At 46.1% G+C, this 16,060-nt stretch carries 9 protein-coding genes; 2 read left to right on the forward strand and 7 right to left on the reverse strand.

All coding sequences use genetic code 11. The features are described 5' to 3' along the window. Positions 1-34: 34 nt before the first annotated feature. From HMPREF1536_RS12310 to HMPREF1536_RS12330, 5 genes are all read right to left on the reverse strand, one after another. Positions 35-2,404: an ABC transporter permease gene (locus HMPREF1536_RS12310; RefSeq protein ID WP_028729902.1), complete on the reverse strand. Its 2,370-nt coding sequence runs from the start codon at positions 2,402-2,404 to the stop codon at positions 35-37. Positions 2,405-2,421: 17 nt separating this feature from the next. Next, positions 2,422-4,827 carry an ABC transporter permease gene (locus tag HMPREF1536_RS12315; RefSeq protein ID WP_028729901.1) on the reverse strand — a complete coding sequence of 802 codons (2,406 nt, stop codon included), beginning with the start codon at positions 4,825-4,827 and terminating at the stop codon, positions 2,422-2,424. Between the two features lie 20 nt (positions 4,828-4,847). Further along, positions 4,848-6,098 carry an efflux RND transporter periplasmic adaptor subunit gene (locus HMPREF1536_RS12320; RefSeq protein WP_028729900.1) on the reverse strand — a complete coding sequence of 417 codons (1,251 nt, stop codon included), beginning with the start codon at positions 6,096-6,098 and terminating at the stop codon, positions 4,848-4,850. Positions 6,099-6,102: 4 nt separating this feature from the next. Beyond that, complete coding sequence (locus tag HMPREF1536_RS12325) at positions 6,103-7,581, reverse strand: TolC family protein (protein WP_028729899.1); 1,479 nt, start codon at positions 7,579-7,581, stop codon at positions 6,103-6,105. Between the two features lie 128 nt (positions 7,582-7,709). Then, positions 7,710-8,564, reverse strand: a complete 855-nt coding sequence (locus tag HMPREF1536_RS12330) for a hypothetical protein (protein ID WP_028729898.1) — start codon at positions 8,562-8,564, stop codon at positions 7,710-7,712. 223 nt (positions 8,565-8,787) lie between these two features. Here HMPREF1536_RS12330 and HMPREF1536_RS12335 point away from each other — a divergent pair, with 223 nt between their 5' ends. Both HMPREF1536_RS12335 and HMPREF1536_RS12340 read left to right on the forward strand, forming a co-directional pair. Continuing rightward, entirely contained in the window at positions 8,788-10,152 is a 1,365-nt protein-coding gene (locus HMPREF1536_RS12335; RefSeq protein WP_028729897.1) for a sigma-54-dependent transcriptional regulator, read from the forward strand. Further along, positions 10,149-11,150, forward strand: a complete 1,002-nt coding sequence (locus tag HMPREF1536_RS12340; RefSeq protein ID WP_028729896.1) for a sensor histidine kinase — start codon at positions 10,149-10,151, stop codon at positions 11,148-11,150. The genes HMPREF1536_RS12335 and HMPREF1536_RS12340 overlap by 4 nt, the downstream gene beginning before the upstream one ends. 7 nt (positions 11,151-11,157) lie before the next feature. Here HMPREF1536_RS12340 and HMPREF1536_RS12345 read toward each other — a convergent pair whose 3' ends face one another. Continuing rightward, positions 11,158-13,512: an ATP-binding protein gene (locus tag HMPREF1536_RS12345; RefSeq protein WP_028729895.1), complete on the reverse strand. Its 2,355-nt coding sequence runs from the start codon at positions 13,510-13,512 to the stop codon at positions 11,158-11,160. 110 nt (positions 13,513-13,622) lie between these two features. After that, positions 13,623-16,010, reverse strand: a complete 2,388-nt coding sequence (locus tag HMPREF1536_RS12350) for a TonB-dependent receptor (protein ID WP_028729894.1) — start codon at positions 16,008-16,010, stop codon at positions 13,623-13,625. Between the last annotated feature and the right edge of the window lie 50 nt (positions 16,011-16,060).

Below are 16,060 nucleotides of genomic sequence, written 5' to 3' on the forward strand. Positions count from 1 at the left end.
TCGCACGTAATGTGTTCATTATCGCACTGATCGCCTATTCTGTTTTAACAGCCTGTGCCGGATTTGTTCCGGCTGCTTTGCGTATTTGCCAGATAACTGTGATAAGCGCAATCCCCCCAGTCAGGATGGCTGCAATGGCGAACAGCCACCAGGATATAGCTGTCTGATGAGAGAAATCTTTCAGGTAATGCCGGATAGCGAGCCAGGATAACGGAGTGGCTATCACAAAAGAGACCAGCAACAACTGGCAATACTTACGCAGCAACAGCCTGGTGATCATGGAGGTGGTCGCCCCGTTTATCTTACGGATCGCTATCTCCTTATACCGTTGCTGGATATCGAACAGCGACAGGCTGAAGAGCCCCATCGAAGAGATCAGGATCGCGATCAGGGCAAAGACGGAATAGATCCGTGCGACCAGCCGATCTTTCTCATACATGGCACTGATCTCGTCTTCCACAAAAGTGTATTCAAATTCTCCTCCGACAGTACCGGTATGAAACTCTTTCAGGAATTGGATAGCCTCCTGCCGATGCCCGGGAACAATAGAAGCCATTAACTTTCCGGGCCAGAACATTTCATCTTTTACATCTTTGGAAGTGATGATGACCGGTTGGTTGCGTTGTGAGAGATGCACGACCTGGAATTCAGGCGTGAAGCCCTTTACCAGATATGAGTGGATTCCATTATATGATTCCATTTCCAGTTCCGTAGGGGACTGACCTCCTTTACTGAAGAGCTTTCTAGCTGTTTCGTTCATCAGTATCTCGTGTTCGCTCTCCGGAAGTTTGTCTTTTGATACAGCTATCTCATATACATCGAAGAAACTGTTGTAAACCTTTACATGAAATACTTCCTGCCATTCTCCTCCGGGAATGCGCATATTCTGCTTATTGAGTTGATCGTTCGGTATTTCGTATGGACTCAGTCCATAGGTAAACGACTGAAATAAAGGAGACGCTTTGATGGCATTCTGCACCTTGAACGAAATCTCATCAGACCGCTTCCGGTCTTCCTCTCCATAACTCATTTGAGAGGAAGGGCGCATGAACCATACTTTTATAATATCCTTTGTCCGGTATCCCAGATCGGCATTCAGCATGAAGTGAAGCTGCTTCATAAAAAACAGGGAAGAAATGATCAGGCAGCAGGTAATACCATACTGGATGATTAAAAAGACGGAGCGGGTTCCCATCTTGTTCTTCTCCGGAACAGCGCCTTGCAGTGAACGGATTGTCTGCCGGAAGCTATAATTGAAAAAAGGATATATAGTAATGACCAATGGTAATCCAATCAGAAGCCCCAGGGATAATATCGTATTAAAAGACGATCCGACAACCGTCGAAATACCGAGCAGGTTTATCTGCATCGGGTTGGTGATCTCGATAATCATCCAGCTGAGAAAGAGTGAAGCTGCCGTTAATACCAGATTCTCGGCATACAACTGGATGAACAGTTGTACAGGCCTGGCTCCGAATACCTTCTTCATCCCTAGTTCCCGGCTGCGTTTGATGATAACGACCGAACTGATATGGATAAAGTTAAATACCCCGATCAACAACAGTAAGATGGCAACGAACGATAGGATCTTCAGACTGTCTGCATTGCCTTGACGGAACGTATTTTGCCCTTTGTCAACAGCCTTGTCCATATAAAGCTTATCCAACGGGATAACCTGGAAAAGAAAATTATCGGTATCGTCCGCGTTATGGTTTGCTTTAAGTCTGTCATTGATCCGGGTGGCACTGATACCGGGAAAAGCTTGAGCGATCGTGTAGTAGTTTACGGGAGGCCACCGCCATTGCAACTCTTTTGATATCAGCAGGTCGAAGTTGAGAGAACTTTGCGTTACCGTCTTTCCCGTGATCCCTTTGATCGTCAGGATATTTCCGTTATACTCAATATTCTTGCCGACCGGGTTCTCTTTGCCGAACAACTTCTGTGCGAACCTGCTGGTGATAACCGCCTCTTTAGGGTCGGCCAGTAAGCGGGCACGATCTCCTTCCAATACCGAATAGTCTAGCAGTTGCAGGAAAAGAGTATCTGTAGCTAATACGTGTGCATTAAATTTCTTCTCGTCAATATTGATCTCTACATCGCTGAGGGAAACAAAGGATGTCCTTTTCTCTATTTCCGGAATATCCAGCGGATTAATATAGTTTTTCTTCAGGAGTACATTATCCGTAGTACACAGGACAGGTGGCAGTTCGCCGTTTCCCCGATGGCGTAGACTCAGGTACAGTTGCTCATGTTTTTTATTGAAATGATCGGTCGTTGCCTCACTGTACACATACCGGCTGATGATGATGACGCAGGCCAGACTCAAGGCCAGACCGAGAATATTAATAATCGTGTATAACCGGAAACGTACCAGTGAACGTATGGCAAGCAGGATGATCTTCATGGATATGTTGTATTTGTTTATTCCGCATTCATGGCTTCCGCCGGATTAGTCTGTGCCGCTTTATGTATCTGCCAGATCAGTGTAGCCAGGGATATTCCGGCCGTAACGATCAAAGCGGCAGCAAAGATCCACCAGGAGACAGGAGCTTTGTTGGCAAAGTTTTCCAGGTATTTGAAAATAGCCAGCAGTGAGATCGGAATGGATATCATAAATGCTAATGCCAGTAATTTGAAATATTTGCGTAACATCATTTGCATGACAACATTGGTTGTAGCCCCGTTTACCTTACGAATGGCAATCTCTCGATATCGCTGCTGAACATCAAACAGAGACAAACTGAACAAACCTAATGAAGAGATTAGAATAGCTATGATTGTGAATATGGAATAGATATAAGCAGCCTTTTTATCATCTTTATAAAGAGCACCAACTTCGTCTTCAACAAATGAATATTCAAACTCACCGCCTACGGTGTCGTTGTGGAGTTTCTTCAGAAAGGTAATTGCTTCCTGTTTTTTTCCGGGAACGATGGTAGCCATTAATTTTTGACTGTTATAACTTCCGGAGTTGGAAATAACCAACGGGGCGGTGGGCTTGGACAAGTGCGTGAACTTGAAATCCTTTACCACACCGATAACCTGATAAGGAGGATTTGTTTCCATATTCTCCCGGCTGGTAAGCCACAAACGGCTATCCGGCTGTAATTGTACTGTTTCTATATCGGTTATACCAAATAATCTTTGTGCTGTCTCGTTAATAATGAACTGGTAACCATATGTATTATCAATGGAATCGTTCCAAAATCGCCCTTCTTTTAATGCTAAGCCGTACATCTGTATATTTTGTGCAGACATATAGGCAGAGCAAACTTCTTTATATTCTCCGTCCGCTGTTTTCAAACGAATACCGCCTTCCTGTATCGTGTGGGGGCTATCTCCATATACCCAATTAATAAAAAGGGGACTGGCATCCATTTTCTGTTTTATCTCGCCATCTAGCCGGTTAATATTATTGAAGTATTTTATACGGTCTTCATCCGACATGCTCCATACATTGCTAGGATGTTTGATAAACTGAGCTTTTATAATGTCTTTTGTTTTATATCCCAGATCTGCATTCAGCATAAAATGGAGTTGTTTCATAAAGAACAAAGATACGATTATCAGGCAGCAGGTGATAATATATTGAAATGCAATAAAAACAGAACGTGAGACCACAGAGTTACCACTGTGATTTACCGAGCGAAGTGAAGTTATAGGTGGCGTGTAATTATATCTGATAAAAGGATACACGGAGGTGATGGCTGGTAGCAGGAAGAGAATACCCATTGAAAGTAAAAAGTCAAATGTCAGACTGTTTACTTGCGAGATACCCAGGGTCGATTCAATGGCTCCTCCGCTAATCTCAATTAATATCCAGGCGATAAAGAGGGCACAGCCTATCATTACTATGTTTTCACCAACGAGTTGCATCAGCATTTGTAAAGCTCTGGCACCAAATACTTTTTTCATCCCTAACTCGCGTGCCCGTTTCAGCATCAGGACAGTATAGATATTGATGAAGTTGAAGATGCCTACAAGCAAAATAAGAAAAGCGACACCGGAGAGAACCAGGATATTGCTTTTGTTTCCCCGTAGAAAAGTGTCATCGAACGTGTTGACAGTTTTGTCAAAGTACAATTTGCCGAGGGGAAGCAGTTGGTTAGGTGTTTCCTTACTTCCTTCTTTTATGTTACTGATAAATTCTTTATTCAGTTTATCAATATCAGTGCCGGGAGCCAATAATACGATAGCTTCAAAAGCACGTCCCCATTTTTCTTGCAATTGCCAGGAAACGAGGAGGTCGAACTGAATGGAACTTTTATCGACAGGGTCGTCGATTACTGTGGTGATCGTAATTGTTTTACCGATAGAGTGTTGTATGCTTTTTCCTACTATATCTTTGTCTGTTCCGAACAGCTTTCGGGCAAACTTCCGTGTAATAACTGCACTTTGCGGATCCTGTAGTGGAATTTGTTTATTGTCGGATATAACCGGATAATCCAGAATCTGTAAAAAAGCAGTATCGGCAACCAGGATTCGCGCATTGTATTTTACATCATTAACTGTTATATAGTCTTCTGTAAAAGAAGAGAAAGGGGCTACTTTCTCAACAGACGGATTGTTTATCAAGCGGGAATCACCCATGCCTGTTCCGGGATTGAAATTGTAATAAAAACGAGGCATTGTTTCTTGTTCAAAATGCTGTGTGACCAGGCATAACCGATCCAAATTTTTATTGAAATGGTCTACAGTCAGTTCCCTGTACACATGTCGGGATATGGTCATCACGCAGGCCAGGCTCATGGCCAGGCCTATTATATTGATAGCGGTGTACAGTCGGAAACGTGATAACGACCGGATAGCAAGTAATAATATTTTCATGGTATCTGTTTTCTTATTCCTTATTTAAGTATCAGCTCTTCCGCATCTCCAAAAGTACTATATCCGGTGACAATAACCTTATCGCCCGGCTGTAAACCGCCTGTAATTTCATATTGCTGCGGATTCTGGCGGCCGATGCTGATGTTTACTTTCCGGGCTTTCGTTCCGGCTTCGTTCAGTTTATATATCCATTGTCCTCCGGTAGTCTGGAAGAAATCGCCGCGTGGGATGACCAGGGCTTCTTCCGGCTGTCCGAGTTCGACCTGCACGCGGAAACTCTTTCCGATACGTACATTCTCGGGAGACTCGTCGGTGAAAACGAGGTCGACATCGAAGTTGCGGTCTTTTACTTCCGGAACGACTTTGGTGATCCGCAGGGGATATTTCTTTCCCTGCCAGCTGATGGTGGCGGGAAGCCCTGTGGTGATCCGGTCGATATAATATTCGCTTAGCGAGGTATGTATTTTGAATTGATCCAGCACTTTGATCTCGGCGATCGCTTCGGTGCTCTGTACCTGCTGCCCGGGGGTAACCTTCACAAAACTGAGCTGGCCGGCCAGTGGGGCGCGTACGATCAGGTTATCCATACGCTCCTGTGCACGGGCATACTTTTTCCGTTCGCGTTCCAAGTCGTTCTTCATCAGTTCGCTGCGGAGGATCGTAGCGGCACTGTCGTGGCGCAGGCCTTCCAGTTGCAGGGCCGTGCTCTGGGTTTTATAGACAAACTCGTCGCGCTGCACTTCCAGTTGGGCTTTGCTTTTCACACCCATACGGAATTCTTCTTCGTCGAGGGCAAAGCTCTTTTTCAGGCGGTTCAGTTCATATGTCGTCTGTAACGTCTGTTTCTGAAGGTCGAGGCTCTTCTGTTCCATCTCAATCTCTTTTTCCTGATAAGAGATCAGTTGCTTCTCCCATTCGTCGCGCTGGTCGTCGATGGTACGTATCAGATCCGGGTTCGACAGGGTCAGGATCGTATCGCCTTTTTGCATCATAGTGCCTTCTTCGGCTACGATACGGTCGACGCTACCTGCTTCACGGGTATTGATCTTGATGGTCAGGATCGGTTGAACTACACCTTCCACATCTACGTATTCCAGAAACTTATCGGCTGTCGCTTCGCCGATGATCAGGTTTTCGGCTTCGGTGCGTAATTTTCGGCCGCCGGAAGCAACGATCGAGACGTAGACTAAAAGGATGATAAAGGCTACCCCTCCGGCGATGTGCCAGCGGTAACGGTAATATACGGGTTTCTTTTCAATAGGTTTATCCATTATCTTATTTCATTAATTGTTCGTAATTGAATGTCAGTTCACGGCCTTGCTCGAAATCGTAACCGGTCATGCTGCGGAGTCCGTAATACAGGTTCCAGTAATTATATAAGGCATTGATATAATCCCTGCGTGCCCGGTCTTTCTCGGTGATGGAGGCGTTGAGGTCGAGGATGGTGGACTTACCCAGGAGGTATAGCTTCTGTGCAACATCGTTCCTGCGCTGGGCTGTCTGGTCGGTCTTTTGTGCAATGGCTACTTTATCGGCTTGCAGGTTGAACTGTTTGACCATCTTGATCACATTTAACTCGAAGTCGTTGCGTGCCTGTTCCACGTCGGTATATACTTTGTCGCGGTTGCTGAGAGCCACTTTGACTTGCCCTTTTCCGACTCCCCAGTCAAGGATAGGGATGCGGATGCCGATACTGACTAATTGCTGATCCAGAGGGCTACGGTAGGCCTCCTTCAGTTTCTCGTTCGTTTGGGTTAACCCGAATTGCATATACAGGTCGGCTTTAAATCCGCGTGACGCTTTGGCTACGGCCACTTTGTATTCGCTTTCGAGACGTTGACGCTGAAGTGATTCCGGCTCGGGATTGTTTTCGTAAGCCAGTTGGAGGGCTTGGTCTACCTTTACTTCAAAATGAGGTATATTCTCGCCGATGATCACCTGTAGCTCGGATGAATTGTTGATACCCAGATAGCTTCGTAATGCCTGGATGCAGTTGTCCATTTCGATACGGGCATTCATCTTGTTGGTCTGTTCCGTCAGCAGGTTCAACTCCAGTTGCAGCATTTCGTTTTCGGTGATGGTACCTATATTGTAGCGGCCTTGCGCGTATTGATAGAGTGTATCGGCATTGGAATAATTATATTGTGCGATCTCCCAGTTTGTCTGTGCCGTGGCTAGCTGGAAGAACTGGTAAGTAGCTTGTGCGGCAACCAGTTCAAGCGTTTCCGTCAGGTTCTTTTTCGACTCGGTGTAACGGATCGGTTCGATTTTACGATCCCATTTGAATTGGTTGTATCCGAACAGGTTCTGTTCGTAACCGATCACGACGGGGGTGCTGTTATAGGAGCTTGTCTTCTCTGAAAAAAGATCCAGTCGCTGCAAGGCCGTTTTTACGAAAAGGGTACCACCCGTTAAAGAGACGTTCTGGTCGATCGTAAATCCTGCATCCACCATCAACTGATTACGGTGTACGAAACTTTCTCCTCCGTCCGGCAGGGTGACCGAACTGATCGACCGGTTCAGCGAAGGAGTGGAGGTGAATGTCAGACTGGGTAACTGTTGTGCCCGGAAAGTACGCCAGTTCCAGTAAGCCGCCCTGAATGAATGGCGGGCAGCGATTGCCTGGGGCGATTGCTCCTGAGCCATGTGAATGGTTTCGGACAACGTGAGACGTAATGTATCCTGCGGATAAGCCGAACCGATGGTCAGCAGGGCAAGGATAACGGATATTATGTATGTTCTTGTATGTGTCATGCTTTCTTAAAAACAAATAACATGCCACATTTTTAAACATCTGATAGCTAGTGGTTAAGGACGCGTACGGTAGAATAGCCCAGTGCGTCAGCGCACAAAGAATGTGCGTAGACGCACAGCTGATGCGGTCAGGGTTTCTCCTGCCAGTTATATAAGTTTACTTTCTTATGACGGCTAACCTGCTCCTTTACTTCCGGAAAGAAGCGTGCCAGGATATTGTATAATCCCGGATCATACCGTTTAAGTTCTTCGCGGGTGTTGATCTTATTATGCTTTCCGTCTCCCTCGTCGTTATCGACTTCAGCATTTACATTAAACCAGTTCTGCACACCTTCCGCCCAGTATTCTTCTATATTTGTCGAAGCATACACATTTTTCCAACGTCCTTTGGCTACAGCCTCGTCGAGGGCAGCCTGTAATTCTTTATTGAAGGTAGGATAGACAGGGCTTATGCCTACGTTATGGATTGTGTGTGCAAATTCATGGATCAGAATATCCTCGGCATGATATTTATCGATCTGATAGGCGAGAATATTCTCTTCTGCAGAGGTGGAGAAAGGCATTTCGATCGTACCGCCCAATCCCCTGGCTCTTACATCCCAGTTGAGAGTCGTATCATTCACCAGAAAGGCATGTTCGGGAATATCGGTAGTCCCTTCGTAGCGTGCCATGATACCAATACGGGTATTCCGGTTGGTTAGCGACTCGAGCACTTCCTTAGGCAATACATCGGTTAACGCTTTGATACTCACATAGGCGGCATAGAAGCAGGAATCCGGTACGCGCCACGAACTGACGACATGGATGCCGTTTACATTCATGTATTTCTTGTAGAAGGGGTCGAGCTTCAATGCGGTGGGTGGTGCCGTGATCGAAGGTGTCTCTTTGTCTGAGCCTGTTCCGGTGGCCTGTTCCGGTTGCAGGAAGCCGAACACTGTAATGAGTGTCAGCAGGCAGGGAATGATAAAATGATTTCTTTTCATAATGAGAGTTTAAGTGATTAATTGTTAGTTGTACAAATATAATGATAAATCCGGTTTGTGATTATTTTATAACCGATTTATTCTGATTAATTTATACTCTGAAGCGTGTGCAATATCGCACGAAAAACGTTCGCATCCGCACATCCTTCTTGTCGTATTAATGCTTATCTTTAACCCCGATATAAAACACTTTGCTGGATGGCGAATGAATAAAGAACGAAATATGAAACAGGGAAAAATACTGATCATCGATGACAATGAGGATGTCCTCTTTGCCCTGAACTTACTGTTGGAGCCGTATGTAGAACAGATCCGTGTAACCACACAACCCGAACGGATCGAGCATTTTATGGAAAGCTACTCACCGGATGTGATCTTGCTCGATATGAACTTTCGCCGGGATGCTATCAGCGGGCAGGAAGGTTTTTTCTGGCTTGAAAAGATAAAAAAGGCAGACCCTGATGCCGTTGTCCTTTTCATCACTGCGTATGCCGATACCGAAAAGGCAGTCCGTGCCATTAAAGCCGGTGCTACCGATTTTATTCCAAAGCCCTGGGAGAAGGAGAAGTTGCTGGCCACTTTGTCTGCCGCACTGAAACTTCGGGAAAGCCGTACGGAAGTCCGTACCCTGAAACGGCAGGTCGCTGCTTTGGAAACGGCAGAAGAAGGCGGTTTTGAAATTATAGGTGAAAGTAATGCTATGCAGGAAATCTTCTCTACTGTAGAAAAGCTGCGCCATACGGATGCCAATATCCTGATTTTGGGAGAGAACGGAACGGGAAAGGATCTGGTTGCCCGTGCTCTATACCATCATTCGCCACGTGCCGGACAGGTTTTTGTGGGGATCGATCTGGGAAGTATTCCCGAACAGCTCTTCGAAAGCGAGCTTTTCGGTTATGAGAAAGGAGCTTTCACGGATGCACGCCGGGATAAGCCCGGACGGATGGAAGTGGCAACGGGCGGAACCCTCTTTCTGGATGAGATCGGAAACCTGAGTATGCCTATGCAGGCCAAATTGCTTACCGCGATAGAAAAACAACAGATTACCCGTCTGGGAGCTACCCGTCCCGTCTCTATCGATGTGCGCCTGATATGTGCAACTAATATGAATATACGGAGTATGGTAGAGGAAGGGACTTTCCGTCAGGACTTGCTTTACCGTATCAATACGATCGAACTGCATATCCCGCCTCTGCGTGAAAGGGGGAACGATATCCAGTTGCTGGCCGATTATTTTCTGACCCGTTATGCCCGTAAGTATAAGAAGGAGATCAAAGGCCTGAGCCGTGACGCCCGTACTAAATTGCAGAATTATGACTGGCCCGGTAATGTGCGCGAGTTGCAGCATGCCATAGAACGTGCCGTCATCCTGTCTGACGGGCAAATGCTGAAACCGGAGAATTTCATGCTTCAACCGTCTGCCGCCAGGAAGAAGATCGAGACGGAAGAACTCAACCTGAGTATCCTGGAGAAAGAAGCCATTGAACGAGCTTTGCGCCGTGCCGACGGGAATGTGACCCGTGCCGCTGAACTATTGGGGATTACCCGTTTTGCCTTGTACCGGAAACTCGATAAGCTGGGCCTATGAAACGGTATGTGATCCTGATAAAGATTATTCTGATCGTGCTGTTGTCACTGGCAATAGCTTTCCTGCTGCTGAAAGGCCTGTATTTCACAACGGTTATGGTGGCGGCGATCCTGATCGTACTGGCTTGTTCTTTGTATTGGGATCAGCAGAAAACAATCCGCCGGATGGAGCATCTGATCGCTAATATCCATTATGGCGACCTGAATTTGTCTTTTCCGGTACCTTCATCGGGTGGAGCGGAGGCACAGCTCACCCGTTCTATGAATGAGGCTTTAAACGCTTTCCGCTCACGGCTTTATAATTCTGTTGTGGCCGAAGCGGAAACGGAAGCCTGGCAGAAACTGATCCGGGTACTAACCCATGAGATAATGAATTCTATCGCTCCGATCATTTCTTTGTCGGAGACGGTTACGGAACGGGCCGAATCGAACGGAATGAACGAGCGCGATTATGGAATCATGCTGCAAGCCATACAAACGATCCACCGTCGTAGCAAGGGCTTGCTCGACTTTGTTGAGAACTACCGGAAACTAACCCGTATCCCGGCGCCGACCATGCAAATATTCCCTGTGTCGGCCTTGTTTGACGACCTGCAAAAGCTGGTACCGGTGAATGGCATCCATTTCATTTATTCTATTAAACCGTCCGAATTGAGATTATATGCAGACCGGGGTATGATAGAGCAGGTACTTATCAACCTGTTGAAGAATGCGGTAGAAGCCTGTGGCGACAGCCCTTCTCCCGAAGTACGTGTAGAGGCTTTCAGAAAGGACGGAATACCGGTTATAACCATATCGGACAACGGTAGCGGGATCGTGCCGGAAGCGTTGGATAAAGTGTTTGTCCCGTTCTTCACCACCAAGCCGGGAGGGTCGGGGATCGGGCTCAGTGTATGCCGCCAGATTATGAATCGTCACGGTGGTAATATCACGGTTACTTCCGAAATGGAAAAAGGTACCGTATTCACGATGCTGTTTCCCGGAACACGTGCTTTGTAAACTGCTGTTACAAAAGATCTACAATCTTCTTTTTCAGATTGTTCGGTTTGATAGGCTTCGCTACATATCCGTTGAATCCGCTTTGGCTGACCCGCTGTTCATCTTCGGCAAAAGCGAAAGCGGTAACGGCTATGATCGGGATTATCGTATTGTCCTTACGTATTTCCTCTGTTGCCTGATAGCCGTCCATGATTGGCATCTTCAAGTCCATCAGGATCATATCCGGATGATATTTTCGATATAAATCAATAGCTTCCTGCCCATTCCAGGCATGTAGCAGGTTGTAATCTTTCAGGATCGCTTTGATTAAAGTATAGTTGCTTTCATTGTCTTCGGCGATCAGCAAAGTAGCGGTTTTATTATCGGTCGGGCTTTCTGTGCTTACCTCTGTTTTATTCGTTTCGGCAACAGATATATGAGACTCTTCAATAACGGTGTCAGGCAGTGTGAACCAGAAAGTAGATCCTTGTCCCAGTTCGGAATCCACTCCGATCTCCCCGCCTAATTTATGTACGATCATCTGGCAGATAGACAAGCCTAAGCCGGTTCCCTGTGCAAAGCTATCCAGTTTGACGAAGCGTTGGAATACACTGTCTTTTACGTCTTTATCTATGCCGCATCCGGTGTCTGATACGTAAAAATATAGATTGTTCTCTTTGTGTTTGTAACCGAAGTATATGCTGCCTTCTTTCGTAAACTTAATTGCGTTATTAATAAAGTTGGTTACTACCTGCGACAGGCGGTTCTTATCCGTCCTGATAATACAGTGAGGAAGTTTTTCAACGAATGAAACCTGTACGCCGTCAGCCGCTTTCAGCCGTGAGGTTTGTTCGATGTCGCATAACAACTGGTTGATATCGATATCGGAATAGACAAACTCAAGCGTATTGGCCTCGATCTTCGACAAGTCCAGAATATCGTTGATCAGCTGTAACAGTAACTCATTGTTATTGTTGATGATATTGATGTATTCGTCACGTTCTTCATAATTCTCTGCCATTGCCAGTAATCCGGAGAAACCGACGATCGCATTGAGCGGGGTACGGATTTCATGGCTCATATTAGCCAGGAAGGCCGATTTCAGGTGATCGGACTCTTCCGCTTTCTCTTTAGCCACGCGCAGCTCGCTCTCAACGATTTTTTGCTGTTCCAATGAGTTCATTAGCATGTCTTTCAGCCTGTTGGTTCTAAACAGGAACAACAGGATCATTAAAAGGAAGATCAGCAAGATACAGGCTACGATCAGCAGAATCTCGAATCTGTATTTTATAAACAGATTGCCTTCGGTATTAATCAGGATGGAATTGGTCGGCAAAATGTTCTTATCGATGTTAAATTCTTTCAGTTTTTGGGCATCGAAAGTATAGACATTCGGAATATTGATTGCATGCAAATCCTTTTGTTGTATCTTACCGGCCTGTATATCGATAGCCTGTTTAGCCAGGTCTTTTCCGATCGGCCTGTATTCAGGGATATAACCGCCGATAGCCCAGTGGCTCAGTCCGGTGGATGTTAAGGTAAAAGCCGGTAGAGTGGGGTTACTCGACATCATGGTATAGGTGGCATTGCCTACATAATAACCGTCATTCACGTCGACACGCCAGGTACCCAGTAGGATAGCTGTTTCTTTAGGCAGCTTCTTAATTTGTTCGATGATGGTGTAGATATTATTTTTCCGGCCATCCAGCAAGATCAAATTCAGGTCGGGGAATGTTTTCATCTCTTTCTTCACCAAAGCCTGTAAAGCGATGCCTCCGTAGCTGTTGTCTGTCACCAGGGCTATGTTTTTGGTGGTGGGATAAAGGCCTTTAATCAGTTGGATATTCTTGTTAACATCATAGGTATATAAGAATCCCGACAGGAAATGCCCCTGGCTGATATACCTTTCTATATCGATGCTTTCAGGATCCCATTCGGAGAGCACTTCACTTGAATCAGGCAGGATAACCGCATTGCTGCTCACCATTCCGCATAAGATGGGTATTCCTTTTAAAACCGGCTCATCCTGCGATAAATAAGAAGACCAGGCTTCTTGTCCGAGAATGATGGCAACCTCCGGGGTATTTTCATTCTTGTATTTATTGAGCAAAGCATTCATTTTGCTTTTCCACAGGGGGGCTTCCGGCAAGCTCTTACAGTTCATGTTCTCGATAATAACGGGAGCAGTTCCGCCCAACCGTTTATATTCTTCCATGAATTCGGAGATATTCTGGGTTGTATTTCGGGTATCCGGATTATACGAACTGATAATGAGGATCGGATGAACCTCTTCGGCTTGTGTCGGGGTAGCACATACAAGACACACAAGTGTGAGCAGGATTTGTATGTGGCATATAATATTATTTAGAACTGCTTTGTGCATTGATTTTCCCCAGGCAAATTATTATTTGTTTTTCCCGGCTACAAAAATAGGAATAATTTACTATCTATTGCAGAACTATGGTTAATAAAAACATAAGAAAATCAAGGCTATTATATTTCAATCAGGATGCCGATACTGGGTAATAGCGTTCCGGTCATGCGCTCTATCGGTTTTAATTCATACCGTTGCTTCTCCCGAGGGGCTTCGGGGTTCAGTATTTTCCCTGTTTTGATATAGACATCCTGCTCTTTATACTTCGAATTGAGTACGTTCTGTATGTCGATATATAGTCCGAGCATCACCTTTTTCAGATAAAACGTTTTGTCAACACGCAAGTCCAGCTGGGTGAACGCTTTCAAACGTTCGCTATTGAAACGGCTGTAATCGTAATAAAGACTACCGCTGGCATCCCATGCCTCTACATAACTACTCTTTTCTACGTCATAGGGAGTGTAAGGTGCACCGCCTACAACCCTGAACTTAGCTCCTACATCCCAGTTTTTAGGAAGTGAATAGGTGCCGCTGAAGGTTAGCAGGTGTTTGTTATCCCATGCGGAGGGTAGGTATTTCCCCGTGTTCCGTCCATCTTTATATTCGCTGCGGACATAGGTATAGGAGGCGATGAAGGTAAGACCTTTGTAATTATACCAGCGTCCCATCAATTCGACCCCATAGGCACGTCCGGTAGCAGTGGCGGTTACGGCTTCATTTCCCAATACGCCGTAATCCGTACCTTTGGATGCCAGAGGAATACTGTCGATAACCGACATCGGGTAATGATCATAGTGCTTGTAGAATCCTTCCGCAGTGAATTTCAGGTAAGAGGACGGACGGTATTCCAGTCCCAGTCCGGCCTGGTCGCTACGGATGTATTGCAGTTCGTTGGCTTTGTTCACATAATAGCCTTTCTCGTCCTTGAACCCCATGACGGTATAAGGAGGCAATTCGTAGTAACGTCCCAGATTGGCATTCAGATACATGTCTCCAACCAGGCGGTAAGATAGCGAAAGGCGTGGCGACAGCTGATCGAGCATATTATTCATTCGGGATGAATAATTGTTGGCATCCGTACGCAGGCCCAGTGAGGCGGTGAAACGTTCGTTCACGCTTTCGTAGATCGCGGTAGCATATAATCCCCATTTCCAGATCCCCAGGTCTGTCTGGTAGTTGATCTCTTTCGGTATCGTGGTGAATTGTTTCTGGAAAGTATTGTTCGTATATTCCGAATAATCGATATTTCCCCCCACATGCAGTTGGATATAAGGCAGGCGGAAGATATTCTCACTGCGGAACTTGTTTTCTATTTCATCCGAACGGTAATTCAGCGTGAGGTTTGCCGGTGAGCTCTCGTCATTATCACGATACTTGATGTTTTTATTGTTCATCTGGCTGCGGCTGACAATAAGCGAGTAGATATTACGACCGGTATAATGCTTATACACAGCCCCCAGCGTATAGGTTTTCTGTTTGACAACCGGCAGATAAGCCAGGATATACTGGTTCTTTTCGCTCATATCCTTCATTCCGGTATTCAGCTTCATGTCGTCTATCGCGCCGAGCCCGAGAAAGGTCAGTTCGTTCTTCTTGTCGAAGGCATGCTTGATCTTGAACTGGGCATCTGTAAAGGTCGGAAGGAAAGGCAAACCGATCATATCGAACAGGAACTGGAGATACGAACGGCGCACGGAAACCTGATAGGTCGTTTTATCCCCCAACGGGCCATTAGCCGATACGCCCACATCGGAAGCTCCGAGTGTACCCCGCAGGGAGAACTTTTCTTTATTCCCGTCCTGCAACTTAAAGTCGAGGACAGAACTGAGCGCATTGCCCTTGGCGGCAGGAAAAGCCGCGGAATAGAAGTTTACTTCGCGCACAAAGTCCGGATTGATGATGCCGACCGGCCCCCCGGAAGCTCCTTGCGTGGAGAAGTGATTGATATTAGGTATCTCGACCCCATCCAGAAAGAAACGGTTTTCGGACGGCCCGCCCCCTCTTACCATCAGGTCATTACGGAAGGCAGCAGTGGATGCCACTCCGGGAAACGATTGTACGACACGCGAAATATCCCGGTTTCCCCCCGCACTCTTTTCTATCTCCTTAAAACCGATAACACGCAGGCCGAGCGGACTTTCTGCCGTTTTACGGAAAGGGGAAGCTACAATATTCACTTCCTGCAGGCTTTCGCTGGAAGTTTCAAGTTCGACCGGGAAATAGATATCCTTGTTGGCCACCCGGAACTCTGCCGTAACGGTCGGTTTATAGCCGATGAAAGAGGCCTGAAGCCGGTAGCTTCCGGGAGCAACGCCAGTGATCTCGAAGTTTCCGACAGAATCGGTTGCCGTCCCCTGTGATGTGTTCCAGATCAGTACGGTAGCATAAGGGATCGGTTCGCCGCTGGCCGTTTCTTTTACGATCCCTTTTATAGAATAACTCTTTTGAGCCTGTACGATTGGGATGCAGGCAAGAAATAGTAAAAAGGCGAAGAGCTTCTTATTCATCTTTGTATTCTTATTAGAAAAGACAAAGGTATATAAAAACTACAATTACG

It is taken from the genome of Parabacteroides gordonii MS-1 = DSM 23371 (genome assembly GCF_000969825.1).
Lineage (GTDB): Bacteria > Bacteroidota > Bacteroidia > Bacteroidales > Tannerellaceae > Parabacteroides > Parabacteroides gordonii.

Bases quoted from the DNA above. Each gene is read 5' to 3' on its own strand.
- HMPREF1536_RS12310 (WP_028729902.1), bottom strand. From the start codon at position 2,404: ATGAAGATCATCCTGCTTGCCATACGTTCACTGGTACGTTTCCGGTTA.
- HMPREF1536_RS12315 (WP_028729901.1), bottom strand. From the start codon at position 4,827: ATGAAAATATTATTACTTGCTATCCGGTCGTTATCACGTTTCCGACTG.
- HMPREF1536_RS12320 (WP_028729900.1), bottom strand. From the start codon at position 6,098: ATGGATAAACCTATTGAAAAGAAACCCGTATATTACCGTTACCGCTGG.
- HMPREF1536_RS12325 (WP_028729899.1), bottom strand. From the start codon at position 7,581: ATGACACATACAAGAACATACATAATATCCGTTATCCTTGCCCTGCTG.
- HMPREF1536_RS12330 (WP_028729898.1), bottom strand. From the start codon at position 8,564: ATGAAAAGAAATCATTTTATCATTCCCTGCCTGCTGACACTCATTACA.
- HMPREF1536_RS12335 (WP_028729897.1), top strand. From the start codon at position 8,788: ATGAAACAGGGAAAAATACTGATCATCGATGACAATGAGGATGTCCTC.
- HMPREF1536_RS12340 (WP_028729896.1), top strand. From the start codon at position 10,149: ATGAAACGGTATGTGATCCTGATAAAGATTATTCTGATCGTGCTGTTG.
- HMPREF1536_RS12345 (WP_028729895.1), bottom strand. From the start codon at position 13,512: ATGCACAAAGCAGTTCTAAATAATATTATATGCCACATACAAATCCTG.
- HMPREF1536_RS12350 (WP_028729894.1), bottom strand. From the start codon at position 16,010: ATGAATAAGAAGCTCTTCGCCTTTTTACTATTTCTTGCCTGCATCCCA.